This window comes from Edaphobacter modestus, assembly GCF_004217555.1.
Classification (GTDB): domain Bacteria; phylum Acidobacteriota; class Terriglobia; order Terriglobales; family Acidobacteriaceae; genus Edaphobacter; species Edaphobacter modestus.
In genome coordinates, this window is the sequence record NZ_SHKW01000001.1 from 926794 (window position 1) to 952589 (window position 25796).

Sequence of the window (25796 nt, forward strand, 5' to 3'; positions counted from 1 at the left end):
ACCATGACGCTACTGTCCATATCTAAATCTAAAATCTATCCGCTCATTGCCCTTGCCGTGGCGGGAAGCTTGCCTGGCTTTGCAATGGAGCCGGTCTGCCTGCGAAGTCCGGCCCTGGTCGTCCAGGCTATCGAATCCGGTGCGACCTCAACGATGCTGGCGCATGCGGACGGTTACAGGATCGCTAGCGTGCGCTGGGACCCTTTGCTGAACCGCCGCTGGGCAGTCATTGCCAGCTGCAATCATCCAGACCGCCCATCTATCGCCATGTTGCTGTCTGAGGCGAAGTCGCAGAATGCATTCGCTTCTCTCAGCGCTAGCCCCGTGTCCCCGCCGTTGCCGACACCCTTTCCGGTTGTTCATGCCGGCGATCTTGTCCAACTGGTGGGCCAGGAAAATAATCTTCGAATTGAGGTATCTGGTCGGGCCATGGAGGCCGGATCTGCCGGAAGCATCGTGCATGTACGAGTGGTCACCTCAGGTTTCGAGGCTGAACGCGAGCGGATGTTCTCAGGAATTGTGCGTGGGGCAGGTCGAGTGGAGATTCACCCATGAGAAGATGGCCTTTCTTGTCGGAAGAAAAACAACGGAGCGCGAGCTACCAGCGCCTCTCTCTTCGCGTATTGTCTATCCTTCTGGAGTTCACGTTTCTCTGGGCACCTACATTGAACGGACATGCGCAGGACATTAAGAAACTGATACGTCCTAATACCAATGTTGCAGAGACGTCGCTCGACTCGTATCTGCAGCGCGTACGGGCGGAGAACTCGATCTCGCAGGCAGCGCCAGGTTCGATCTGGGTCGATAGTGGAAGATTGACCCGAATGATGACAGATGTCCGGGCAATGCGGCCGCATGACCTGATCTCCGTTGTGGTCTCTGAGAGTCTGGCAGCATCAACGGACGGGACGGTAAAGAATTCACGGGCCTCGAATGCCAGCTCACAGGTATCGGCTCTCTTCGGGATGCTGCATGCCGGCAACGCACTGCAGAATCTCGTGGACCAAACCTCCTCTGCAGGACTGAACGCACAGGGCACGAGTGCAACGAACTCCAGCCTGAGTACGATTCTTGGCGGTCAGGTCATCGAAGTGCTTCCGAATGGGATGCTTGTCATCGAAGCCGCACGACAGGTTGAGTTCAGCCAGCAGACCCAGACGATCGTGCTTCATGGCATCGTTCGCCCGGAGGACATCTCGCAACAGAACAGGATCCTCTCTACGGCGATCTCCAGCCTCGAACTCCAGGTTCGCGGCAAGGGAATCATCAACGACTACACACATCGACCTAACGCACTGGTCAGGCTGCTGCAGTGGGCACTGATCTTTTAGATTCAGGAGCAGGATCAAGATGATGGCTTCAGGGACCTTTTGGAAGAAAGCAGTGCGGATCCGTCGATGTGGGATATATGCCTGGTGTGTGATCTTCCTATTCCCGTTGCATCTTGTCGCTATTGAGGCGGGAGCCAGCCAGAAGCTGGCGCGCATCAAGGATATCGCGACAATTGAAGGCATACGTGACAACCAGTTGGTTGGATACGGAATCGTCGTGGGCCTACAGGGTACTGGAGATAGTCAGCAGACAACCTTTCCGACGCAGACACTGGCATCCACACTATTGCGCATGGGCGTGAGTGTTCCTGCCGGAGCGATTCGAGTACAGAATCTTGCTGCCGTATTTGTTTCTGCTACGCTTCCCCCATTTGCTCGTTCGGGGACAAAGCTGGATATCACGGTCTCTTCCGCCGGCGACGCACGCAGCCTCGAAGGCGGTCTTCTGCTTATGACGCCGCTCTATGGAGCGGATGGCAAGATTTACGCGCAGGCACAAGGTCCTCTCGCCGTAGGCGGATATTCCGTCAGCGTAAACGGCAATGTGAAACAGGTAAATCATCCGAATACAGCAAGGGTTCCATCTGGTGCGATCGTTGAGCGAGCGGTTCCGCTCGATCTTGATGGGAAAAGCGAGTTTTCTCTACTTCTGAATGACGCCGATTTTCGAAGCGCAGAATCGGTAGCAAGCGCTATCAATCACACCTTGGACAGGGTAGCTGCTCACACTGTCGATAGTCGCAGGATTCTTCTGACAGCCAAGCCTGGGGAGGAGATACCTGCATTTCTTGCAGAGGTCGAATCGATCGATGTCCCAATTTATCCCAGAGCGAAGGTGATCGTGAATGAGCGTACTGGAACTGTTGTGATTGGAGGAACTGTTGTTCTACAACCGGTATCCATTCTGCACGGTGGATTAGCTGTGAATGTCGTAAGTGAGTTTCAGGTCTCGCAACCGAACGCCTTTGGCGGTGGAGATACAAAGGTTGTTCGCCAGACAAGTGTCGACGCACTGGATAAACCGGTAAACCGCATCGAGTTGAAGCAAGGTGCTACCGTGGACGATCTGGTTCGCAGCCTTCAGACCATCGGCGCATCCGCCCGTGACGTGATCTCCATCCTTCAGGCGATGAAATCCGCCGGAGCCTTGGAAGCAGAGATTGAGGTCTTATGATGAACATCTCAGAGGTTACGACGCGAAGCTCCGAACAGGATCCGCGTACGCGCGCGAAGTTAGCCGACGCTGCTCAGCAGTTCGAAGGCATGATGTTGCAGGAGATGTTGAAGCCGCTTGGTCCGAAGGAAGATAGTTGGGGCGGAGAGGAAAGCTCCGACAGTGGATCAGACACCATCAGGAGCTTTGGAATCGAAGCTGTAGCGACCGCGATCTCCAAGAGCGGAGGGCTTGGTATAGCCCGTCAGGTCATTCAGCAAGTAACCGCTGAGCATGAGAAGACCGGCTCTCGAAGCACAGAAAGCGGCGATACTTCCCATGTTCCGGCGCAAATAGACTGAATGGCCGGGCTGCAAAGATCCACTCTTGCAGCCCGGAAACCGAAATGACTACTCGCCGTAGTAGTCAAGGCCGAGGTGAGTGATCAGGCTTTCGCCCATAATGTGGCGGAGAGTGTTCTTGAGCTTCATATTCTGGATAAAGAGATCGTGCTCTGGATACACTCCAGGCGCAGAGTCCGGATCCTTGAAATAAAAGCTGAGCCACTCCTGGATGCCGAGCCCCCGAAGCGAAGGTGTGCGCGCTGCAAGGTCCATGAAGAGGATGAGATCAAGCGCCAGCGGCGCCGCGAGGATCGAGTCCCGGCAAAGAAAATCGACTTTGAGCTGCATCGGATAACCGAGCCAGCCGAAGATATCGATATTGTCCCAACCTTCCTTGTTATCACCACGCGGTGGGTAGTAGTTGATGCGAACCTTGTGATAGAGGTCCTTGTAAAGTTCGGGATGAAGCTCAGGCTGAAAGATGTGTTCGAGGACGCCGAGTTTTGAAACCTCTTTGGTCTTGAATGATTCGGGATCATCCAGTACTTCTCCATCGCGATTGCCAAGGATGTTCGTCGAGTACCATCCGGCGACGCCAAGGTTGCGGACCTTGAATGCGGGCGCAAGCACGGTCTTGATGAACGTCTGACCGGTCTTGAAGTCCTTGCCACAAATCGGTGCGTTCATCTTCTTCGACAGCTCCTGCAGAGCCGGGATATCGACCGTCAGATTTGGAGCACCGTTGGCGAAGGGGATTCCCTCCTTGAGCGCAGCCCATGCGTAGAGCATCGAGGGAGTGATCGCGGGATCATCTTCAACGAGGCCTTTTTCGAAGGCCGCGAGAGTCTGGTGTACCGGGGCCTGCTCCATATAGATTTCGGTGGAACCGCACCAGATCATCACCTGGCGATCGGTCCTGGTCTTGAACTCGGCAATGTCGTTGCGAATCTGGTTGGCGAGATCGCATTTATTCTTTCCGGTCTTGACCGTCTTGCCTTCGAGCCGCTTCACATAGTGCTGATTGAACGCCGCAGGCAGAGGTTCGATGGATTCAAGAAAAGGTCGAATCTGTTGCAACTGATCGTTGTCGAGCACCTGGGCGGTCTTTGCGGCGTCATAGAGGTTGCCGCCAAAGATATCCCATCCGGTAAAGACGAGATCATCGAGTGAAGCGAGCGGAACGAAATCTTTAATCAGCGGGCTACGGGCTTCAGTTCGCTTACCGAGACGGATCGTTCCCATCTGAGAAGTGGATCCAATGGGGAGAGCGAGACCGCGTCGGATGGCCTCGACGCCGGCAATCAGAGTCGTCGCAACGGCTCCCATCCCGGGGATCATGACACCTAATTTTCCTTGAGCTGGCGTAATGCTGGCTGCCGCTTCGGTGACTGCGGCGTTGGGTGTAGACATTGCGTGACAGTACCCTTCTTTTGTTGCGATTTTCCGTGCGCGCGCGGAAGGGTTAGTATCGCTCACCGGAGACGATGCTGCAAATAAAAGCCAGTGTTTATAGGCCTTTAGCGGTAACTGAGCTTTCGGCGTCTAGCGCAAAAATCAGGCCTTACAGGAACCTTCAAGCGGCCTCGCTGCGTATGCGATTTCGCCAATGAGTCCAGACAAACCAGACAATGCCGAGGAGCAGAACCGCTTCTACCGCAAAGTGGAATCGATGAAAGATCTCCTTGAACCGAGGATCCGAATCCCAGCGATCGCCAAGCTTCATGCCAACATAAGCCAGCACATAGCACCAGGGCCAGGAACCGATGAATGTATAGGCGTGGAATCGAAGTTGCGGCATACGTGCAATGCCAGCAGGCAGGGCGATAAAAGTGCGAACGACGGGAAGGAGGCGCGCAATCAGGACCGTGATCCCCCCGAACCGTTGGAAAAAATGCTCGGTACGGTCGAGGTCATGACGACCGAGTAGGACGTACCGTCCGAAACGCTCGATAGCAGGCCTGCCACCGATTGCGCCTAGCCAATAGGCCGGAATCGAGCCGAGGTTACAACCGATCGCGCCAGCTGTAGCAACCCAGAAGAGCTTGAGTTGTCCGGTATGCACAAGATATCCGGCAAACGGCATGATGATCTCGGACGGCAATGGAATACAGGCGGATTCAATGCCCATGAGCAATGCAATGCCGGCGTAACCTCCGGCGGAAATGACGGAAATAATGAATCCTGCAAGAATGGTGAGGATCTTCTCAGACATGCAGTCGCAGTATAGCGGGTCGATGCGCAGGTCTGTACGCTAATATGAAGAGAAACGTCATCCTGTCACAGACTATTATTTACGAAAGCTGACTGAACGAACGGGCCTGAACTATTGAAACGCGAGATCGAACTCGATTTTGTGCGCGGTATCGCCATCCTCATGGTGCTTGACTTCCACTCGCCCAAAGGCATCCTTTTTTATCCGTTCAGGTTATTGGGGTTTCAGCACTTTGGCTGGGCAGGTGTCGATATCTTCTTCGTCCTGAGCGGCTTTCTCGTGGGCGGCCTCCTTATCAAGGAGTGGAAGCTTAAGGGACGCATCAACAGCAAGGTCTTCCTGATTCGGCGCGGCTTCAAGATATGGCCCCAATACTATCTGTTCATTGTGCTGATGCTGCTGACGGGACATCGGTCTCTGCAACAGCTATGGGGCAATCTGCTGAACGTTCAAAATTATGTGGGCGGCGTTGCACATACATGGAGTCTGGCTGTCGAAGAGCACGCCTACATAATCTTGGTTCTGCTGCTGGCAGTCGCAGCGATTCTCAAGGTAAGGATGAAGATGTTTTTCTTCTTCCTGATAGGGATGACCCTCAGCGTCATTGTGCTGCGAGCGATACTTGCGGCACATGGCCATAACGTGTTTTCCGAAACGCATACACGAATTGATGGAATTCTCGAAGGCGTGCTGCTCGCAACTCTCTACCACTATGCGCCTGAGACCTTTCGCCGCCTGCAACGACCGCGATGGTTGTGGTTATCCATTATTGTGGCCGCGATTATTTATTTCCGCCTGAATCTTCACTCGCCCATTGCTACTTCTCTTACCTTCGACTGCGCAAACGCAATGGGGATTGCCGTTCTAATGTTGTTCTACAGGCGCCGCGAAGGAAAAAAGCGGCCTGCCCTCTACCGATTTGTGGCATGGATAGGACTCTATTCCTATGGAATCTATCTGTGGCATGTATCTGTCGTTGAGCCGGCGGTGAAGGTATCGACGCACCTGCCTCATTGGTTTGCCGCGGTCTGGATCGCGGTGGCTCCGTCTATTTTGGGTGTAATTGTCGGAATCTTCTTTACGAAGATCGTAGAGTTCCCGGCCTTGGCCTTGAGGGACAAATTGTTCCCTCGGCCAATCGATTCTGCGGTTGGGGTTCCGGCCGAGATCGAAGCGGTGTCAAAATGACTTGCCTGCCAGAGTGCTCTATCATGACTGCATAGGTTTACGACGCGATGAGTTGACTGCGAGCCACAATTCATCGCAGCAGGCGATCAACGAAACACGGTATTAGGAGAATTTGCTCATGTCAGACACTGTTGTCGCTCCGGTTGCTACAGGGGATGTACCTGCAAGATCGCGCCCGGCAACCAGCTACGGAGCTCAACCACATGATCCCTCCAAGCCCCCGGTAAAAAGACAGATCGTCTGCTTCAGCTTCTTCAAAATCATGCCTGAGTGGCGCAGACTTCCGGCCGAAGAGAAGATTGCGCACAAAGCAGCTTTCATGGACGTTCTGGAGAAATGGAACAAGCCCGGCGAGTTTTTGTCGATGACCTATTCAACGGTCGGCACGCGCGGGGATGTGGACATTGCGTCTGGTCGATCGGATATGCTGTGGATGAACTGAACCGGATGCGCAGTGAGTTGATGGCCTCTCCCCTAGATGGATACCTGACAACTCCACATAACTTCCTCGCAATACGAAGAGATCGCAATATCAGATCGATCGACCTGACGAAAGCGAAGGCGAAGGGCGCGGTGCGATCCGCGCTGGGGGGCAGAAGTACATCTTCATCTATCCCTTCTGGAAGACACGTTCCTGGTATCTGCTTCCCGCCGATGAACGGAAACGGTTGATGGACGAACACATTCGTATAGGGCTGAGCTATCCACGGGTGAAGCTGAATACAACCTACTCCTTCGGAATCGACGACCAGGAATTCGTAGTCGCATTCGAGACGAACTTCCCTGAGGATTTCCTGGATCTGGTGCAACAGCTTCGTGAGACCGAGATCAGCATGTATACCCTGCAGGACACGCCCATCTTCAGCTGTGTTCGCGTGTCCCCAGCAGAGATGTTGGATCACATCGGATAAGAATGCCGCAAGCGAAAGCAGCAGCTATCAATCGTGCCAGGAAGAAGCCTGTCTGGAACCCTTTGAATCCAAAGCGGGTTGCAGCCATTCTGGACATACTTGCGAAGACCTATCCTGGCGTTGTCTGTGCATTGAATCATCGCAATGCATGGGAACTTACGGTTGCGACGATCCTCTCGGCGCAATGCACAGACGTCCGGGTGAACCTCGTAACCCCGGCTCTTTTCAAAGCCTTTCCTACACCAAAGACCATGGCAGCTGCTTCCCTTCCGGAGATCGAAGAGCTGATCCGCTCCACAGGTTTTTTTCGCAATAAGGCGAAATCGATTCAAGGGGCTGCTCGCATAGTCGCTGAAGAGTTCGGAGGTAAGGTCCCCCAAGCGATGGAAGAGATTCTTCGCTTGCCTGGCGTAGCCCGCAAGACGGCAAACGTCGTTCTGGGGTCCTGGTATGGGATCGCATCAGGCGTGGTCGTCGATACCCATGTGATGCGTCTATCGCGCCGCCTTGAGCTGACGGATCACACATCGCCTGAGAAGATCGAACGTGACCTGGTGAAGATCCTTCCACCCGACCGCTGGATCAACTTCTCACATGAATTGATCCACCATGGAAGACAGGTCTGCCTGGCGAGAAAGCCGCGATGCGTGGACTGTACTCTCGAGAAACTCTGCAACTCTTCAGATAAAACGTGGAGCTCGCACACTCTTTGACAACCCTGTTAAGCCGTTCGCTTCGGCAGGAAATCCCAGATCTGAGCTGTCTGCGTCATGTTGATCTTCTTCCAAAATAGCGAACAATTGCTTGAGCGAGAGCAGGAATAGTCGACTCATCCGCTTCAACGGTCGGCTCCAGCCCCAAATCACGTATAGCCTGGGACGTGATAGGGCCGATGGAAGCGAGCCCAATACCTATGGGCAAAGCGATTCTCGCCGCATCGAGAAGAGTTTTGAGATTGCGGGCAGTAGATGCGCTGGTGAAGGTGATGACATCAGGATAGTCCACCGGCGAGCCGAACAGCTCCCGAAGTCGAGGAATCGATTCTTCAGGAATACGGTTGCGGTATGCGTCAACGACTGTGAGCCGTGTTCCTGCGCGAAGCAGCGTTGCGGGAAGTACGTCTCGGGCTTCTGCAGCGCGGATCAAGAGGACGCTTGCCCCTTTAGCGTGTGGCGCGAGCGATTCAGCGAGTGACTCGGCTATATAGCGCGGGGGGAGAAGCGAAACTCTCATCCCAATCTTCTCAACGGCCCGGGCGGTAGCTGGTCCTATCACGGCGATCTTCTTAGGTACGCTCTCCGACTTGCGGCGTTCACCGAAGACCTCCACGGCGTGCACACTGGTGAAGACCACCCAGTCGAAGTCATCGAGGTGAGCCAGGGCCTCATCCAGAGCCATAAAGGACTCGGGAGGAACAATCTCAATCGTAGGAATGGATAAGATTACCGCACCGTCGTTCTGGAGCAAGGTCGCCAATTCCGACGCACGACCTGGTGTGCGTGTGATGAGTATGCGACGCCTAGTGAGAGCTGAGATCTCGTCCACACTCCTATTGTATGTGCGAGTCTTCAGGACACCTGTGCGATGGTAGAGTCGTCACGATCTGCCAGATAGGGCTGTTCTCTATGGAGAACGAGATGATTGAGAGCGGCTGGTCCATCATGCGTCGGCAGCAAAATACGAAAGATCGTGCCACCGCGAGCCCCAAGCGTCGCCTGACGCGAACGAACATGAATGCTCCCCTGGTGCTTGGTAATGATCTCGCGCGAGATCCATAGGCCAAGCCCGGTTCCGGTTATCCCCTTCGTCGAGAAAAAAGCCTCGAAGATGTGATCACGGACGCTCGGCTCCATGCCTATGCCATTATCGGCGATTGAAAGACTGACCCCGCGACGATCGTGTTTCCAGTCGCGAGTGGGACGGCTGCGAATCGTAATTCGACCTCCCTGCCCGACCGCATCAATCGCATTGCCAATGAGATTGGCAAGGACCTGGCGGAGTTCCCCGTCATGGGCTAAGAGTGTGGGTTCAGCGCGCAGATCACGAACAATCTGAATGTCCAGCTGCCGGAAACGAGGCTCGAGAAGTGCGAGCACGGTTTCAATGAGTTCGTGGAGATCCACATCAGTCGGCTTGGTGGAAGCACGATAGAAGCGCAGGGTCTGGACGGTGATCTGGCTGACGCGGTTCAGTTCCTTCTGCGCAAGGTCAAGATATTGGCGAGCATCCTCGGGAAGGTTGGTTTGCGCAACAAGATACAGACAGTTGGTCACAGCCTCCAGCGGATTATTGATTTCATGAGAGATGGAAGCGGCAAGCCTTCCAGCCACAGCGAGCTTTTCGGTGCGACGAATGACCTCCTCGCTCTTCTTCTGGAGCGACAGGTCGGCGACAAAGATTGCTACCTGGCGATCTCCATTGACCGATTCGGAGTCAAGAAAGGACATTCCTATGAGCGCGTCGACCGACTGGCCATCGAGACGGGAACAAGATATCTCGAATGGCTCGGAATCGACAGAGCTCGTTATAAGGCTCTCCAGGTGTTCAGCCAGGACAGGAGAGATGTTTGTAAGGGTAAAGGCGCCGGTGAGGAGATCGCTACCGCTATAGCCAAGGAGTCGTTCAACTGCACGATTCGCATAGTGAATCTTTCCGAAAGGATCACTGATCAGAAGCCCAAGAGGAAGCGCTTCGACGAGAGAGCGGAATCGGGCCTCACTGGCCTTGAGTGCGCGCTCTGCGGCAAGACGGTTTCTTCGAGTTACCGCCTCGTTCCGTTCACGCTGGATCGCAGGAACGAGCCTTGCGAGATTTTGCTTGGAGACGTAGTCGTGTGCTCCGGAGCGCATGGCATCGACTGCTGTCTCTTCGGAGACAGCTCCGGAAAACATGATGAACGGAATATCGAGTCCAGTGGAGTGGAGCAGCTTGAGAGCGGCAGGGCCGCTGAAGCTTGGGAGGTTATAGTCGGCCAGGATGACGTCAGGGAGCGCGTCCTCCTCCAACCGGCGCAGCATATCCGATGCGGTCTCGACCCGAACCATCTGAGGCATAAAGCCATTACGGCGGAGGTGACGCTCCAGAAGAAATGCATCGTCCGGATTATCTTCGACGAGCAGAACCCGAAGTCGATTCGATTCTAAGTTTGCGGCGGACATTCGTTAAGTACCAGCCAGTACATGCCAAGCTGCCGGGTTGCCTCTGCAAAATCATTGAAGCTGACCGGCTTGCGAATGTAACTGTTGACACCAAGTTGATAGGAACGCACGACATCGCGTTCCTCGTCGGACGAGGTAAGAACGACCACAGGAAGAAGCCGCGTCGTCTCCCCGGAACGTATTCGGCGGAGTACTTCAAGCCCATCGATCTTTGGCAGCTTCAGGTCGAGCAGGATCACCTGGGGTGTAATCGCGTTTTCGCCAAAGAGCAGATTAATCGCCTCTTCGCCGTCGTGCGCCACACGAACATCATTTGCAATATTCGACTTCTTCAGAGCTCGAATGGTAAGAAGCTCATGGTCGGGATCGTCTTCGACCAGAAGAATCAACTTCGTTGCATCCGTCATTTCGTTATCCTAACGTAAACCAGAAGGTGGCGCCATGATCGACAATACTGTCTGCCCAGATCGTGCCGTGGTGGCGGTGGACGATGCGTGCAACGGTCGCCAGACCTATTCCCGATCCTCGGAAATCTTTGTCACCGTGGAGGCGATTGAAAGCGTTGAAGAGCCTGTCGGCGTAAAACATGTCGAAACCAGCTCCATTGTCTCTAACAAACCATGCGGCCTTTTCCTTGTCCCATCCAAAGTCAACTCGGCTATCTGGGCGTTTGGAGCTGAACTTAACTGAGTTCCCAAAAAGATTTTCAAGGGCAACTCGCACGAGGCGGGAATCTCCGTCGGCCCTTAAACCTGGTTCGATACGAAAAACGATGTTCCGTTCCGGGTTCTCCTCAAGTAGAACCGCTGCAACGGACTCGGCGACTTGGCTCATATCAAATTGTTCGCGGCCTATTTCGGTACGAGTGATACGGGAGAGTTGAAGCAGAGCGTCGATGAGTTGCCCCATGCGCTGCACTCCATTGCGAACACGGCGAATATAGTCCCGTCCAGTCTCGTCAACGGCCTCCTGGTAGTCCTCTTCGAGCGCAAGGGAGAAGCCGTCGATGGTGCGAAGAGGCGCGCGTAGATCGTGAGACACGGAGTAGCTGAAGGCCTGAAGCTCATGATTGATCGTTTCAAGCTCCCGCGTTCGTTCCTTGACTCTCTGTTCGAGAGATGCGTTCAACGAGCGAACCTCATCGGCACGTCGCTCGGCCTCGTTGCGAGCCACCGCAAGGCGCTCCGCATCCACTTCGGCGGCGTACCGCATGGCGCGTTCCGTGGCAAAGTATCGAAACAGAAATGCGATAAAGAAGAAGTCGAGAGCACTTGCCAGAGCAACGATGTAGTGTGCTCGACGATTATCCTGGTCGACGATCACCGTACGGATTTCCAACAGGTGGCGTTCTTCAGACTCCATTCTGTCAGCAATGCGGCGAAGATGATCCATCTCCGTCTTGCCGGTTCCGCTTAACACGAGCGACCGAATGGTGTCGTGGTCACTACTCCTCCGAAGCTCGATTCCCTGTTGCAGCAAGCTAAGTCTTTGCTCAAGAACTGCTCTCATCTCCAAGAGTTGAACGGCCTGGTGCGGGCGGTCGGAGGTAAGAGAGGCAAAGTGATCGAGCTTGGAAGGAAGCTCGCGACGCGCTATCGTGTAAGGCTCCAGGTAACTTTCGTCTCCCGTAATCAAATAACCGCGATTGCCGGTTTCTGCATCCTTGACAGAGCTCATAATGCTCTCGACCTGATTGATCACCTGCCAGGTATGGGAAACGCGATACTCGCTATCGTGGAGCGATTGAATCGCGCGGAAGCCGAACCACGCGTTGAAGGCAACCACGACGGCGGCGAAGATAAGCAGAGATGGGATGAGTAAACGGCTGGGCCTAGATTTCATCGAGCTCATTCTAAGATGTCGAAACGAGCTGCCGCGTTGGAAGCCTCTGATTCAAATCGTCCAAATTTATTCAGGATTATGTCTAGGCTGGTGCGACCGGCGGCTTTTCTTAAGCGGAGGTGCCGCGCTGGGTGGATGAACTTTGCCGTTGCCAGTTCCATTCCCCAGGTGTTTTTGCCCGGGGATCTCCACAACAGCGCGCATCCAGTAATTGCCCTGCTCGTCGACCTCGATGCCATGAACCTCGCGCTCGAAGCCGGGAAACCGCTTGCCGAATGCCTCTGTGGCGAGGATCAGGCGGATAACCGGGCTGTCCTGCCCGCCGAGACGTTCTCCTGGCATGCACATGGGAATTCCAGGGGGGTAAGGGACGAGCATCACGGCTCCGATCCGCCCGTGCATCTGTGTGAAACGGATCTTTTCCGTCTCATTCCGAAGGAGCTTCTGATATGTCTGCGCGGGCGTGAGAACGGGGTCGAAGTCTTCATCACAGGCCTCACCGACGAGCGTGGGCAGATTAAGCTCGATCATTGCCGCGTGCATCTCGTCGGACAACTCTTTGAGAGTAACGTTGCGATAGCGATGAGGGTATTTTGCGACCAACTCGGGAAGAGCCTCTTCCAGCGGAGCTTCGCTATCGTAAAGACGCTTGAACTCGAAAAGATTTTCAAGCAGCGAACCCCATTTACCCTTCGACGTTCCTACGGAGAAGAGCACCAGCACGGTATAGTCGCCAGTACGAGCGATCTCGACGCGGCGAGAGTCAAGGAACTCCGTGAGAATAGCCGCCGGAATCCCCCACTCGCTTACCTGACCCTGAGCATTGACTCCCGGCATAAGTATGGTGACCTTCGTTGGGTCGAGCATGCAGTAGCCATCTGCGATGTCCTCGTCATTAAAGCCATGCCAATCCTCGCCGGGCTTCAACGTCCAGCAGGCCGGCGTTGAGCCGAGAAGTTCGTCCGGAGTTTCCTCAAAGACGTACTTCTCTCCGTTCGAAGGATCGGAGACCTGATCCGGCTGGAACAAACGGAAAAACCATCCGTCGCCACTGTCGGCAGCCCGCAGACGATGCGCGACCGAGCTCATCGCTTTCCGGAAGCTGATGGCATCCTGAATCGTCTCGTACATCAGCGTCGGTCCGGCCGGCTCATCCATCATCGCCGCCGCTACATCGAGTGACGCTATCAATGGATAGAACGGGGAGGTCGTACCATGCATCATGAACGATTCATTGAACTGATCGAATTCCAGTGGGGCACGCGGGCTGAGCTTGATGTGAACCATCGAGCCCATGGAAAACGCCGCGAGCATCTTATGCGTCGACTGCACCGAGAAAATCGTAGGACGATCCGTCATGTCATCCGGAACATCCATGGCGAACCTGCCGCGATAAATTTTGTGGAACTTCGCATAGGCATACCATGCCTCATCGAAGTGGACGCGGGGGACAGACTTCGAGAGCTCTTCTACAACGCGATTCACGTCGTAGCAAAGACCATCGTATGTGGAGTTAGTGACAACCGCGTAGGTGGGATTTTGGTTCTCAACTCCCTTGGTCAAGGGACTACGATCGATAAGCCCGCGGATAAACTCCGGGTTGAATCGCTTCAGTGGAACCAGACCAATCATGCCGTAGCCGTTGCGGGTGGGCTTCATATAGACCGGACGGGCACCCGTAACGGTTAGGGAATGGCAGATCGATTTGTGACAGTTTGCATCCGCAAGAACGATGTCGTCCTGTGCGATCACGCCATGGCCGATAATCTGGTTCGACGTGGACGAGCCACCGAGTACATAGAAGGTCCAGTCAGCTCCGAAGATGCGCGCCGCATTGCGCTCAGACTCGCCAGGAGGACCAATATGGTCCAGCCATGAGCCGAGCTGCGCGGTGGAGATACCGAGATCCGAGCGAAGGAGATTCTCGCCGAAAAAACGCTGAAACTCCATGCCTACAGGATGTTTTAAGTAAGCGACCCCGCCCATATGACCAGGTGCGTCCCAGGAGTACGCACCCTGATCGGTGTACTTCTTCAGCTCCCGGAAATACGGCGGCAATAGCTGCTCATGATAACGTTCGACGGCAAAGTCGACACGATTGGCGATAAAAGCCGGGGTATCGCCAAAGAGGTGAATATACTCATGGACCTGTTTGACGACCTCCAAAGGAAGTTCACTGACCAGAGTGCGATCGGCAATAAGGAAGATCGGAATCTTCTTGTTGCGATGCCGAACACCCCGCAAGATTTTGAGCGCCGCGCGCTCATCAAACTGACTTTCCCCTTCAAGATCCCAATCCAGAAGAATTGCCGAATACGAAGGATCGGAGGTTACGAGCGACAGGCCATCCTCGGGCGTGGAGGTCCGGATGACCTCATATCCCTCTACACGGATCGCACCGACCAGACGCTCCATCGCGCGATCAGAAACCGAGTCCGTTCCACCCACTTCACTCGCAATCAACAATACCCAACGACCTTCGTTCAATTCCACCTCGCAACTTCGACAATGACAATTAAGCAGTTTATAGGGATTCGGCACGCAAAACATCAACACCCGATGGATTGATCCGCCAGATGTAGCGTACCGCTAGATAACAGACGGAGTGAGAAGCTCCAGGGCTCCTCGCGATTTCAGATCGTCCGCGATTCTTTGGCCGAGAGATTCACTCTCGATGGAAGCAGGTGCCTCGGTATCAATTGCCACCATGGACTCCCCGTCCGGCGCAATCACCTGGGCGAAGACCCGCCAGCCTTCAAATGCAGGCAAACAATGAACCCCGACAGGAAGGGAGCATCCTCCGCCGAGCGCGTCCAGCACGATCCGCTCGACTTCTACGCAAAAACGAGTTTCACTGTGATCGAGCCCGGCGATCGCCTGAGCGACGAAAAGATCCCGGGCCTCATCGATGGGGTGCGAACCGCTACGGGTCTCAATCGCAAGCGCACCCTGACCTGGAGCAGGACACAGCTCCTCCGGCGAGAATCGCTGGTGAACCCATTCCGTGCGGCCAAGTCGATCCAGTCCGGCAGCGGCCAAGACCAGGGCGTCGCACTCACCTGCGGCAAGCTTCCTGAGGCGTGTGTCGATATTGCCTCGAACATCGACAAACGCAACATCGGGACGAAGTGACAACAACTGGGCCTTGCGACGAGGACTTGTTGTTCCAATGCTGCCGCCAAGTGGGAGAGTGTGCAGAGCCCAATAGGGTTCACAGACCCAGACATCGCGAGCATCGGCACGTTTCGGAATAGCAGTAAGGGTGAAGCGCGGGGATAGTCGCGTCGGCAGATCCTTGAGAGAGTGCACCGCAAGATCGATGCGTCCCTCTGCAAGCGCCTCTTCGATCTCTTTGATAAAGATTCCCTTGCCGTCAATCTCCGGAGGAGGCACGAAGTCGGAGCTTTGCATCCGGTCGCCTGTCGTGCGAATCACTTCAATCTCGGCGGAATGGCCGGTGGCGCGCAGAGCCTCGAGAACATGATTGGCCTGCCAGAGCGCGAGTTGGGAACCGCGGGAGCCGATGCGGATGGGGGTGAACATGACCTATTCAGAATACGGGATTTCAAGAGGGAATGTAGCGTATGAAAAAGAGGCGAGCAGTCTGCGCTCGCCTCCTTATGTTTCATGCCGATAGGGCCACGTCGTTTATCGGCGACCGCCTCCGCCGCCCATACCTCCGCGGAATCCGCCCGAAGCTGCGCCTCCGCGCATGTAGGCTCCTCCATAAGACCCACGGAATCCGCCATAACCTCCTGGATAGAAGCCACGACCATAGCGGCCATAAATGAAACCTCCACCCCCGATGTAGTAAGGCGAATAGAACCCATATCCGAATGGATTCCAGAACAGCCCGTCACCGGGAAGCCACGTGTAACCAAATGGTGCTCCGGCCCAGTACCATCCCGGGTAAAACCCGGTATTACCTGCGTATGCCTGGGCGAGACCGAGGTTCGCCTGTCCCAGATACTGAGAGCGAAGGCTGCTCCAGTTGTACAAATCGTCCGCCGCATGGTCCTTATCAAAATGTTGCGGCTTTGCAGTACCGTCGTTGAGAGCGATCTGGCGCCCGCCTTTAACCTTGATTGGCTCGATGTTGGTGTTCAGATTGGAGCCGGGATAGACATCCGCTTCACCGTCGAAGACACGGACGGACGAATTGCCGGCATCGAAGCCATAAAGCCCTTGCTTCACAAGGTGGGCCTGACCGTTCGGCACATCCACGAGGAAAAGATTCTGTTTATAGAGTTGATCGATCTCAATGTCGGCACGGCCCTGCACAAGCCGTACTTCTGTTTTTGTAAGAGCAGGCGAGATCATTTCGACGGTACTGTTTGATCCGACTCGAAGGAAAACGCCTGGTGTAAGAAGAATCTCCGCCTTCCCATTGGAAGTAGAGATTGATTGCCCTTGTGCGAGAGTGGTGTTGCCTACAGACTGGGAGGAAAGTTGCTGGCCGTTCAATGCGGCCTGCCCCTCGATATAGTTGAGTGTCCCTGGACCGGCTGGGTTCGCATTTTGCCCGTAGGAAGATGCGCTCAGAGTCGCCAGGATGAATACGAATGCTTTCAACCTTGGCATGTTTTCAACCTCTGAAAATTAGACGCGAGTCTAAACAAAAAGATACATCTCTAAGTACAGCGATAGCTTTGACATAGCTCGCTTTAGAAGCGCAACAACTTTAGAGATTCCGTGTTGATAACTGTGCACGGCGTAGCCACAATTTCTGCGGGTCGCGCCCCGATGTCAGGACGATAGACGCTCTTTCACCAGAGACATCGCTGTGCTTGCAACGGGCCACAAAGCCGTCACCGTCTCGGGGTCGGTCTCTTACTTCGCGTCCCCATTGATGGCCAGACAGAAATAGACCCACCGATCGTTGAAGAACATCCCGTCTGGAAACAGACCGCGTGAAAGCCCGAGACATCGATGCCGCCGCCTTTTATGAACGCGCTCGCCCCCAGCGCATAGGCAGGAGCCAGATTGCATCGCCAAGATTCAAGACTCTGCGAGACGGGCTTAGTCGGGGTCGTTGGTTCTAGATGTTTCGGGATTCTGTGCTGCTGCCCGCAGAGCGGTCAATTGAGGATGAAGAAGCTTTGCGGTGAGTGACCTTGTAAGCGACTCGACAGTCTCCCGTTGCTCAGGGGTCAACGACGCAAGCCGTTTGGCGGAACGTGCGAGTTCAGCTTCTCGAATCGCTTCGGCATTTTGTTGGAGGGCAACAATGGCGGGAACAGCCCCCCGCGACTGCATGCGTTGCTGGTATTTATCGACTTCCCTACTGATGATTGTCTCTGCCGCGGCGGCCTCCCGGCTGCGATCGGACAGGTTGGCGGCAGCGACCTGCTGGAGGTCGTCTATGTCGTAGACGAAGCAGCCCTCGACCTCGTTCATGCGCGGATCGACATCCCGTGGAACTGCGATATCGATAAAAAACATCGGTCGGTTGCGGCGACTCTGCAGAAAGTGCTGCCCATGCGATCTTCCGAAGAGTTTTTGCGGAGCTCCCGTCGAGGTAATCACGATATCGGCGCGAGCGGCCTGGTCATAAAGATCCTCGAAGGGAATCACCTGACCGCGGAACTGGGCAGCGATCTTCTCGGCGCGTTCGAGCGTACGATTCGCGACCAGAATGTTGGTTGCCCCCTGCTGAATAAGGTGTCGGGCAGCGAGTTCTGACATCTTCCCTGCACCGACCAGAAGCACAGTCTTGCCCTCAAGGGAACCGAAGATCTTGCGGGCCAGATCAACGGCAACCGAAGCGATCGACACCGAACTGGAACCGATCTGCGTCTCGGAACGAACCTTCTTTGCGACCGTGAAGGCGCGTTGCAGGAGACTGTCGAGTGAGCCGTTAACCGCGCCGACCTCGCGCGCCACGGTGTAGGACTCCTTCACCTGGCCAAGAATCTGCGGCTCTCCGACCACCATGGAATCAAGCGAACTTGCCACTCGAAACAGATGCCGAACGGCTTCACCCTCCCGGTACTCGTAAAGGTGCGGGGTTATCGACGAAGGCGGCACAGCGAAGTATTCGTGCAGAAATCCGAGCAGATTTCCCCCCGGGGACGAGCTCTCTTCCTGCAACGTAAGCAACTCCACTCGGTTGCAGGTGGAGAGGATCAGCCCCTCGCGAATACCGGGTTGATGAACCAGCGTGCGGGTCGCATCGGCGAGGCGGCCTGCGGGAATGGCAAGCCGTTCGCGCACCTCGATGGGGGCAGTCGTATGGTTGATACCGATCAGCACGAGATGTTGATTGCGGCTCATGGCGTCGTAAACCTGTGGACTGCGGAAAACTCGTTAGCCGACCACACGGCGAGAACTACCAGAAAGACAAATCCTGAGAGATAGATAGCACGCCGGCCTCGCAGGCCGGAGTGCCGCCGGATATAGATCATCGCAATATAAGCGAGCCACATCGCGAAAGAGAGCAGCACTTTGGGATCGAGAAAATACGAGGGACCAATCGTCTGCTGGGCGATCAGGGAACCGATCAGCAGGCCCGCGGTCATGCAGGGCAGTCCAAAGAGAAGGGATCGTAAGGCAATCTGATCGGTCGTCTCAAGCGGCGGCAGCCACGAAGCCTTTGAAGATGCATGCTTTGATTTGAGATCGCGCTCCTGGATGAGGTAGAGCACGGACGCGAGCAAAGAGAGCAGCAACGCCGCATAGGCTGCGAGCAAAAGTGCGATGTGCAGAAAGATCCAGCCGGTATGAAACTGGGGGAAAGGCGTGGATTCCTGACCGGGACGGAAAGCAGGGACCAAGCCGAGAAGAAAGCTGATCGGAAGAACGAAGACGCCGAGGGAGACCGTCCGGTAACGCCAGTAGACGATCAAAAACGCCGCCGCAAAAATCAACCCCAGCAGCGCCTGACTCTCGTGCGTATCGACTGGAAGACGATGATGGGCTGCAATCAGCATCTCGGCCAAAGAGACAAAATGAAAGAGCAGTCCGGCAACCGCTGCTGGAATCGCAATCTTGTTCCACCGCGGACGCTCGTAGAGTGCGGCCGGCAACACCGCGAGCGCGGCAACGCCGTAGAGAAGAACTGCGACTCTGAGCCAGAGGAGAGACATGGGTACGTTCACGGCGAGGTTGCGCCGAATCTCCAGTATACCGTGTGTGGAAAGGTGCCGGTAGCCAAGGTGCGGTATTCTGGCCATTCTTCAATGACACAGGAAACATCACACGCACTTAGCGGAGACCTGGCGACACTGTCGCCCGCGATGCGGCAGTATCGGACAGCAAAAGACGCCCACCCGGATACCCTGCTGTTCTTTCGCATGGGAGACTTTTATGAGCTCTTCTTCGAGGACGCAGTTGTCGCCGCCCGCGAGTTGCAACTCACCCTTACGGCCCGCGACAAGGCCAAAAGCGTTCCCATGTGCGGCGTTCCCTATCATGCTGCCGAAACCTATCTCCAACGGTTGTTGCGGAAAGGGTATCGGGTCGCCATCTGCGAACAGATGGAAGACCCGAAACAGGCCAAAGGAGTCGTTCGTCGCGAGGTAACCCGGGTCCTGACGCCGGGAACCGCCCTCGATCCCGCACTCGGGGCGGAGCAAAGCAACTATCTGGCGAGCGTTGTCGTAGCAGGATCGAATACCTCCATGGCCTGCGGGATCGCTCTGCTCGACCTTTCCACCGGCGAGTTTCGAGCCACCGAATTCTCAGGCCCCTCCGCATGGGCGCAGACGGCAGACGAGCTCGGTCGTGTAAGGCCGGTCGAGCTGCTTTATGGCGCAGGTCTACTCGGAGGCGTCAACCTTACGGGTGAAGCAGTCGAAGAGGGATTCGCAGGACTGGATGCCATTCGCACCAAAACGCCACTCGAGGAATGGGTCTTCACTGCGGACCATGCACTTCCTCTTCTGCGAAGCCATTTTCGTGTTGCCTCGCTGGACGGACTGGGTCTGGCAGGCCACGAAGCTGCGGGGATCGCGGCAGGCGCACTGCTGCATTACATGAGGGCCACCAAGCAGGGCGGCCTGGAGCACGTAGACGGTCTGCGCTTTTACGAGCGATCCTCCTGTCTTGAGCTGGATGGGGTCAGCGTCCGCAATCTCGAATTGGTAGAACCCCTGTTTTCAGGAGAAACCCAGCAGACGACCCTCTTCTACACCATGGACGCCTGCTGCACCCCCATGGGAAAGCGTCTCTTGCGCGCCACCCTGCTGAGACCTTCCAGCGATCTGGCAGAGATCGACGCGCGCCTTGAGGCTGTGGCTCAGGCCTCGGGCGATCTTCGCCGGCGTGAAGCCCTGCGCCAGGCGATGACCGGCGTTCTTGATCTGGAGCGCCTGCTGGGGCGTTTAGCGCTCGATTCGGCTGGCCCCAGGGAGGTGACCTCTCTGGCCGCTACCCTTCAATGTCTTCCTGGCCTTCTCGCTGCAACCCGGGAATTCGACGCATCGAAGTGGCGCAGATTGGCGGATGGTTTCGATTCACTGGAAGACCTTTATGAGTTGATCGCGACGACTATCGCGGAAGATCCGCCAGTCTCCCTTGCCGATGGCGGTGTCATCCGCCCCGGGATAAATGCTGAGCTCGACGAACTCCGGGAGTTGAGCCGAAGCGGACGTCAGGCGTTGGCCGCCATTGAGGAGCGTGAACGTCAGCGAACAGGGATCACATCGTTGAAGGTCCGGTTCAATAACGTATTTGGCTACTACATCGAGGTCACGAAAGCCAATGCCAAGGCAGTTCCCGGCGACTATGAGCGCAAGCAGACCCTGGTGAACGCGGAGCGCTTCACCACTCCTGAGCTGAAGGACTACGAGACAAAAATTCTCACCGCCCAGGAGCGCTCCGGCGAGATCGAGCGAAAGATTTTCAACGAGCTGCGGAGACAGCTTCTCGATGCTGCGGGAAGGATGCGCGAAACCGCCCGGCGCGTGGCCGAGATCGACCTTCTCGGCTGCTTTGCACACCTCTCCGCATTGCGTGGCTGGACTCGGCCGGTCGTCGAGGCAGGAGGCCAGCTGGAATTCATCGGGGCCCGTCACCCGGTCGTCGAACGCCGGCTGGAGGAGTCGGGAACAGGAAGGTTCGTTCCCAACTCCGTCCACCTGGACGCGGACGCCGGACCCTCGGTGTTGCTGATCACGGGACCAAACATGGGTGGTAAGAGCACCTACCTCCGGCAGGCCGCTCTCCTGGTCATCATGGCGCAATGCGGCTGCTTTGTTCCTGCGGAGCGTATGAGGCTCGGCCTCGTAGATCGCATCTACACACGTATAGGAGCCAGCGACAACGTGGCACGCGGTCGCTCAACCTTCATGGTCGAGATGACCGAGACTGCGGCCATTCTGAATTCGGCGACAAACCGTTCTCTCGTGCTGCTCGATGAGATGGGTCGTGGCACCGCAACCTACGATGGCCTTTCCCTGGCCTGGGCGACGGTCGAACATCTCCACAATCGCATCGGCGCGAGAACGCTTTTCGCTACTCATTATCACGAGCTCACCCTGCTCGCAGAGCGGCTCGAGCGGCTCAAGAATCTGCGGGTCACAGTAAAGGAGACAACCGGGGGCATCGTATTCCTTCATGCCGTCGAGGCTGGGCCGGCGAGCAAGAGCTACGGCATCGAGGTTGCGCGACTGGCTGGGCTTCCTGCAGGCGTAATCGCACGAGCCCGCGAGGTGCTGAAGCTCCATGAGCGAGCTGAAAGTCAGCAGGTGCGCGAGGCAGCAGCGGATCACGTTCCCGCGATGCAGATGACGATGTTCACGCCGCTCTCTCAGCGCATCGTGGATCGAATTGCAGAGGTCGATGTCGATGGACTGACACCGCGCGAGGCGCTGAATCTGCTCGCAGAACTGCAAAGGGAGCTGAAGGGATGAAGCCGAAGAGCCTTGTAGTAGCCGGGGTCATGAGTGGGACCTCGGCCGACGGAGTCGATGTCGCGTTGTGCAGAATTGCTCCTCAGACCGTGAAGGGCGAAACACCTCGCTTGAAGTTGCTCGGAGCGGCAGGGTTTTCCTATCCGAAGTCTCTGCGAAGCGCGGTGCTGTCGGCGATGGATGCAAAAGCGATCTCGGTTGCGGAGATGTCGAGGCTCAACTGGCGATTGGGCGAAGTCTACGCAAATGCCGTAGAGAGCGCCGCACAACAGTTCGGAGTAAAAGTTGGTCTTGTGGGCTGTCATGGCCAGACGATCTATCACCAGGGTGCACCTTCGAAGTACCTGGGCGGCGAGGTGCGTTGCACATGGCAGATCGGAGAGGCATCCGTCATCGCCGACAAGCTCCAGGTTCCGGTGGTCAGTGATTTTCGTCCGGCAGATCTGGCCGCCGGCGGGCAGGGAGCACCTCTGGTCCCTATGCTTGATTTCGTCCTGTTCCGCTCGCAAAAAACGAGCCGCGTATTGCAGAATCTCGGCGGCATCGCGAACATGACTGCGATTCCTGCAGGGGCTCGGATTTCGGACGTGCAGGCGTTCGATTCCGGCCCGTCGAACATGGTTATCGACGCATGTATGACACAGTTGTTTGCTAAACCCTTCGATCGCAACGGAACCATGGCGAAACGGGGTACGGTTATAAGGCAGGTGGTGGAACGATTGCTGCGCGAACCATATTTCTCTGCCCCTCCGCCCAAGAGCTGTGGTCGTGAGGAGTTCGGGGAGGCGTTCGTCGAGCGTTTCATTGCCCTGTGTCGCAAGGCCCACGCCAGCGAGGCGGATATCATCGCCACTGCGACAGCGCTCACGGCGGAGTCGGTTCTCGATGCCTATCGCAGGTTCGTCTGGCCCCACCTCGGTCAGAAGGCTCCCATGGCGCGAGCGGTCGAGTATGTCGTCGCGGGAGGAGGCGCAAAAAACGCGACTCTTATGGGAATGCTGCGAGACGGGCTTGAGCCGCTCGGAGTTCGCGTTCGTGCGACGGATGAGTTCGGGATCCCCGCACAGGCCAAGGAGGCCGCAGCGTTCGCGCTATTCGCCTGGCTTACCTGGAACGGACTTCCCGGAAATGTGCCGAGCGCGACCGGAGCTCGGCGAGAGGTCATTCTTGGCAAGGTGACACGCGGATGATCCGGTGTCTTTTCGCGTTGCATGCTCCAAGGCCCCGTCGATGGCGCTCGATGCTTTTCAGCCTGATCTTTCTCTCTGCGCTCGCTGGCTGTCATCGGTCGACCAATGATCCGCAGACGGTGGTCATGATTATCGAGAGCAGCCCGAACAATCTCGATGTGCGGCAAGGTACCGATGCACAGTCGGAGCGCGTTGGCGGCGTAATCTTCGATGCCCTCGTGAAGAAGGACGAGCATTACAATCTGCAGCCGTGGCTTGCCACGAGTTGGGAGCAGCCCGATCCTCTTACGCTGGTGATTCACCTGCGCGATGGTGTGCGGTTTCACGACGGGCGCCCTCTCGAGTCCGAAGACGTTGCCTGGACCATCCGCAGCATGATCGATGGCACGCTGATTACCGCTAAGGGCGGTGCGTTTGCCTCGGTCGATCGTGTCGAGGTTCGCGACCGGCTGACACTCGTCCTGCGGCTGAAGCATCCCGATGCAGGGCTGCTTTTCAATATGAGCGATGGCCTGTTTGGCGTCGTTCCTCGCGGATCCGGCCGCGACTTCGGGCTGCATCCAATTGGCTCGGGACCGTTCCGGTTTGTGAGCGCAGTGCAGGATAAAGAGGTCATCGTCGCTCGCAACCCGGACTACTGGGCTGGCGCTCCGAAGATCAACGGCGTTCGGTTCACGGTGGTCCCGGACGCGATTACCAGCGCGCTCGAACTGCGGAAGGGGTCGGCGGACCTTGCGAGCAATGTGCTGACCTTCGATATGATCCACACGCTCGAGAAGACTTCGAACCTGAAGATCGAGTCCGGACCCAGTTCGGTCGTGATCTACACGAACTTCAACGTCAACGATCCGGTGCTGCGGGACCGGCGGGTTCGGCAGGCCGTCGCCTTCGCGATGGATAGACAGGCGATCGTCGACTCGATCTGGCGCGGACAGGCAAGGCTCGCCGACACGATGCTTCCCGCGGGACACTGGGCAGCCGCGAGCGACAGCGAGATGGCACAGTATCCGCATGACGTAGAGCGCGCCGCGAAGCTGCTGGACGAGGCCGGCTTTCATCGTGGCCCGGATGGTATTCGTCTGCGGATCACGTTGAAGACCTCGACCGATGAGACGACACGGTTGATGGCAGCGGTGCTGCAACAGCAGCTTCGAGCTGCCGGGATTCGGCTCGATCTCCGCTCGGCGGAGTTTGGAACCTTCTATTCGGACGTGACTCGCGGCGCGTTTCAGATGTATGCGTTGCGGTGGATCGGATCGAATGAAGACCCTGACATCTTCCGCTACACCTATGGGTCGAGCGCATTTCCTCCGAAGGGGGCGAACCGGGGCCGTTACTCGAATCCTCGAGTCGATTCCCTGCTCGCCGCGGCTGCGGGTGAGATCGATCAGCAGAAGAGGCGAGCGGACTACGTCGAGGTTCAGAAGATCCTTGCTGCCGACCTGCCGGGAATTCCGCTCTGGTATCCGAACAACGAGGTGGTCCACACGAAGAGAGTCAAAGGTGTAAGGCCGCAGGGATCGGGGACATTCGACTACCTGCGAGAGATTACGGTGACGCAGTGATGAGGCTTTTGTAAAAGCTCGTTGCGAAAGACGAAATACTGGGATTCTTCGCTTCGCTCAGAATGACGGCCTATTGAGGCTATTCCATACCGAGCAATAAATGATCTGTGGTTGCCTCCCAGGGATTCGAACCCCGATTGATCGGTTCAGAGCCGACTGTCCTACCATTGAACGAGGAGGCAACAGATTCGTTGGAGTCGCAGAGATTCGCGTGCGTTGCACTGCTCACTCATGCTGACGTCCGACTCTTCTGAGTGTACGGCTTGAGGGCGAATCGGTCAAACCTCCACGATCTACAATGCCTGCATGGACAATGAGATCGGAGCTTTATTTCTGCGCTGTTCGAGTACGAAGCTCGAACAGATGACTGGCTTCCTTACAAGCTGCCTGAACAGACTCTCGGACGATCAGGTCTGGAAACGAGACGGTGCGCATGAGAACACTGTGGGCAACCTGATCCTGCATCTCTGCGGCAACATGCGGCAGTGGATCATGCATGGCGTCGGAGGCGCTGCCGATGTCCGGCTGCGCGACAAGGAGTTCAGCGCCGATGGAGGCATGACGGTCGCTGAATTGATCGCGCTCTTCGAGGAGACGGTGCGCGAGTCTCGGAGCGTGATCGACTCTCTTGCTCCGGAGAAGCTGGTGGAGAAGACGGTTCCTCAGGGGCGCGAGGTGACGAAGCTCGAGGCGATCTACCAGGTTGTGGGTCACGTGCAGCAGCATGTGGGGCAGATCATTCTGCTGACCAAGCAGATATGCAGGACGGATCTCGACCTGACGATGCCTCGACCGCGCTAGGGGCCCCTCCGCCTTGTTTTGCGTAAAATATTGATTCGGTTTGACTTACTACGGGTATATGCTTCTAAAATATTGATTTCAGATACTTTATTTCTAAAATATCTGAAATGTGGCGGTTAGGAGAATTTCCTCTCGTTTGGGTTTTGGGCTGCAGATGCAAAATACTGGGATTCCTCGCTTTGCTCGGAATTACGTACTTGTTGTTGTTCGCTCGGAATGATGTGGTTGTTGCTGATTGCTCGGGATGATG

Annotated in this window: 23 protein-coding genes and 1 tRNA gene; 12 read left to right on the plus strand and 12 right to left on the minus strand. The window is 56.2% G+C overall.

Going from position 1 to position 25796, the window contains the following annotated elements:
- Positions 1-3 precede the first annotated feature (3 nt).
- The 4 genes from BDD14_RS03850 (at position 4) to BDD14_RS03865 (ending at position 2846) form a co-directional block, all read left to right on the plus strand.
- Entirely contained in the window at positions 4-555 is a 552-nt protein-coding gene (locus BDD14_RS03850) for a flagella basal body P-ring formation protein FlgA (RefSeq protein ID WP_130417642.1), read from the plus strand.
- Complete coding sequence (locus BDD14_RS03855; protein ID WP_130417643.1) at positions 552-1331, plus strand: flagellar basal body L-ring protein FlgH; 780 nt, start codon at positions 552-554, stop codon at positions 1329-1331. The genes BDD14_RS03850 and BDD14_RS03855 overlap by 4 nt, the downstream gene beginning before the upstream one ends.
- 91 nt (positions 1332-1422) lie before the next feature.
- On the plus strand, positions 1423-2505 hold the full coding sequence (locus BDD14_RS03860) for a flagellar basal body P-ring protein FlgI (protein WP_423201782.1): 1083 nt from the start codon (positions 1423-1425) through the stop codon (positions 2503-2505).
- Positions 2502-2846 carry a hypothetical protein gene (locus tag BDD14_RS03865; RefSeq protein ID WP_130417645.1) on the plus strand — a complete coding sequence of 115 codons (345 nt, stop codon included), beginning with the start codon at positions 2502-2504 and terminating at the stop codon, positions 2844-2846. Before BDD14_RS03860 ends, BDD14_RS03865 begins: the two co-directional genes overlap by 4 nt.
- A 48-nt stretch (positions 2847-2894) precedes the next feature.
- On the opposite strand, the gene BDD14_RS03870 is transcribed toward BDD14_RS03865, so the two are convergent.
- Together BDD14_RS03870 and BDD14_RS03875 are read right to left on the minus strand one after the other, a co-directional pair.
- On the minus strand, positions 2895-4238 hold the full coding sequence (locus tag BDD14_RS03870; protein ID WP_130417646.1) for an inositol-3-phosphate synthase: 1344 nt from the start codon (positions 4236-4238) through the stop codon (positions 2895-2897).
- Between the two features lie 163 nt (positions 4239-4401).
- The gene (locus tag BDD14_RS03875; protein WP_130417647.1) at positions 4402-5040 is read right to left on the minus strand and encodes a DedA family protein; all 639 of its coding nucleotides are present in this window, start codon (positions 5038-5040) and stop codon (positions 4402-4404) included.
- A gap of 114 nt (positions 5041-5154) precedes the next feature.
- Between BDD14_RS03875 and BDD14_RS03880 the strand changes: the two genes are divergently transcribed.
- From BDD14_RS03880 to nth, 4 genes are all read left to right on the plus strand, one after another.
- Positions 5155-6228, plus strand: a complete 1074-nt coding sequence (locus tag BDD14_RS03880) for an acyltransferase family protein (RefSeq protein WP_130417648.1) — start codon at positions 5155-5157, stop codon at positions 6226-6228.
- Between the two features lie 118 nt (positions 6229-6346).
- The gene (locus BDD14_RS32865) at positions 6347-6670 is read left to right on the plus strand and encodes a hypothetical protein (protein ID WP_242617717.1); all 324 of its coding nucleotides are present in this window, start codon (positions 6347-6349) and stop codon (positions 6668-6670) included.
- A 136-nt stretch (positions 6671-6806) separates the two neighbouring features.
- Positions 6807-7139: a chlorite dismutase family protein gene (locus BDD14_RS32870; protein WP_423201783.1), complete on the plus strand. Its 333-nt coding sequence runs from the start codon at positions 6807-6809 to the stop codon at positions 7137-7139.
- Positions 7140-7141: 2 nt separating this feature from the next.
- A complete protein-coding gene (gene nth / locus BDD14_RS03890; RefSeq protein WP_130417649.1) occupies positions 7142-7852 on the plus strand; it encodes an endonuclease III in 711 nt (236 codons plus the stop codon).
- A 55-nt stretch (positions 7853-7907) separates the two neighbouring features.
- Here nth and BDD14_RS03895 read toward each other — a convergent pair whose 3' ends face one another.
- The 9 genes from BDD14_RS03895 to BDD14_RS03935 form a co-directional block, all read right to left on the minus strand.
- Positions 7908-8684 (minus strand): uroporphyrinogen-III synthase, encoded by a 777-nt coding sequence (locus BDD14_RS03895; protein ID WP_278045468.1) that lies wholly within the window; start codon positions 8682-8684, stop codon positions 7908-7910.
- A 23-nt stretch (positions 8685-8707) separates the two neighbouring features.
- On the minus strand, positions 8708-10297 hold the full coding sequence (locus tag BDD14_RS03900; protein WP_130417650.1) for a hybrid sensor histidine kinase/response regulator: 1590 nt from the start codon (positions 10295-10297) through the stop codon (positions 8708-8710).
- Positions 10279-10704, minus strand: a complete 426-nt coding sequence (locus BDD14_RS03905) for a response regulator (protein ID WP_130417651.1) — start codon at positions 10702-10704, stop codon at positions 10279-10281. Before BDD14_RS03905 ends, BDD14_RS03900 begins: the two co-directional genes overlap by 19 nt.
- A 4-nt stretch (positions 10705-10708) precedes the next feature.
- Positions 10709-12139 carry a sensor histidine kinase gene (locus BDD14_RS03910; protein ID WP_130417652.1) on the minus strand — a complete coding sequence of 477 codons (1431 nt, stop codon included), beginning with the start codon at positions 12137-12139 and terminating at the stop codon, positions 10709-10711.
- Between the two features lie 66 nt (positions 12140-12205).
- On the minus strand, positions 12206-14632 hold the full coding sequence (locus tag BDD14_RS03915; protein ID WP_423201745.1) for an Orn/Lys/Arg family decarboxylase: 2427 nt from the start codon (positions 14630-14632) through the stop codon (positions 12206-12208).
- A gap of 96 nt (positions 14633-14728) precedes the next feature.
- On the minus strand, positions 14729-15682 hold the full coding sequence (hemC, locus tag BDD14_RS03920) for a hydroxymethylbilane synthase (protein ID WP_130417654.1): 954 nt from the start codon (positions 15680-15682) through the stop codon (positions 14729-14731).
- A 105-nt stretch (positions 15683-15787) separates the two neighbouring features.
- A complete protein-coding gene (locus BDD14_RS03925; protein WP_130417655.1) occupies positions 15788-16720 on the minus strand; it encodes a FecR domain-containing protein in 933 nt (310 codons plus the stop codon).
- 438 nt (positions 16721-17158) lie between these two features.
- On the minus strand, positions 17159-18412 hold the full coding sequence (hemA, locus tag BDD14_RS03930) for a glutamyl-tRNA reductase (RefSeq protein WP_130417656.1): 1254 nt from the start codon (positions 18410-18412) through the stop codon (positions 17159-17161).
- The gene (locus BDD14_RS03935) at positions 18409-19311 is read right to left on the minus strand and encodes a cytochrome C assembly family protein (RefSeq protein WP_341273289.1); all 903 of its coding nucleotides are present in this window, start codon (positions 19309-19311) and stop codon (positions 18409-18411) included. The genes hemA and BDD14_RS03935 overlap by 4 nt, the downstream gene beginning before the upstream one ends.
- A 6-nt stretch (positions 19312-19317) precedes the next feature.
- On the opposite strand from BDD14_RS03935, the gene mutS reads away from it, so the two are divergent.
- The 3 genes from mutS to BDD14_RS03950 are packed head-to-tail and all read left to right on the plus strand — an operon-like array spanning position 19318 to position 24745.
- A complete protein-coding gene (mutS, locus tag BDD14_RS03940) occupies positions 19318-21990 on the plus strand; it encodes a DNA mismatch repair protein MutS (protein WP_130417657.1) in 2673 nt (890 codons plus the stop codon).
- The gene (locus tag BDD14_RS03945) at positions 21987-23180 is read left to right on the plus strand and encodes an anhydro-N-acetylmuramic acid kinase (RefSeq protein ID WP_130417658.1); all 1194 of its coding nucleotides are present in this window, start codon (positions 21987-21989) and stop codon (positions 23178-23180) included. Before mutS ends, BDD14_RS03945 begins: the two co-directional genes overlap by 4 nt.
- A 50-nt stretch (positions 23181-23230) precedes the next feature.
- Positions 23231-24745 carry an ABC transporter substrate-binding protein gene (locus tag BDD14_RS03950; protein ID WP_242617719.1) on the plus strand — a complete coding sequence of 505 codons (1515 nt, stop codon included), beginning with the start codon at positions 23231-23233 and terminating at the stop codon, positions 24743-24745.
- A 108-nt stretch (positions 24746-24853) separates the two neighbouring features.
- On the opposite strand, the gene BDD14_RS03955 is transcribed toward BDD14_RS03950, so the two are convergent.
- Positions 24854-24927, minus strand: a tRNA-Gln gene (locus BDD14_RS03955).
- Positions 24928-25051: 124 nt separating this feature from the next.
- Here BDD14_RS03955 and BDD14_RS03960 point away from each other — a divergent pair.
- Positions 25052-25546 (plus strand): DinB family protein, encoded by a 495-nt coding sequence (locus BDD14_RS03960; protein ID WP_130417659.1) that lies wholly within the window; start codon positions 25052-25054, stop codon positions 25544-25546.
- Positions 25547-25796: the final 250 nt, after the last annotated feature.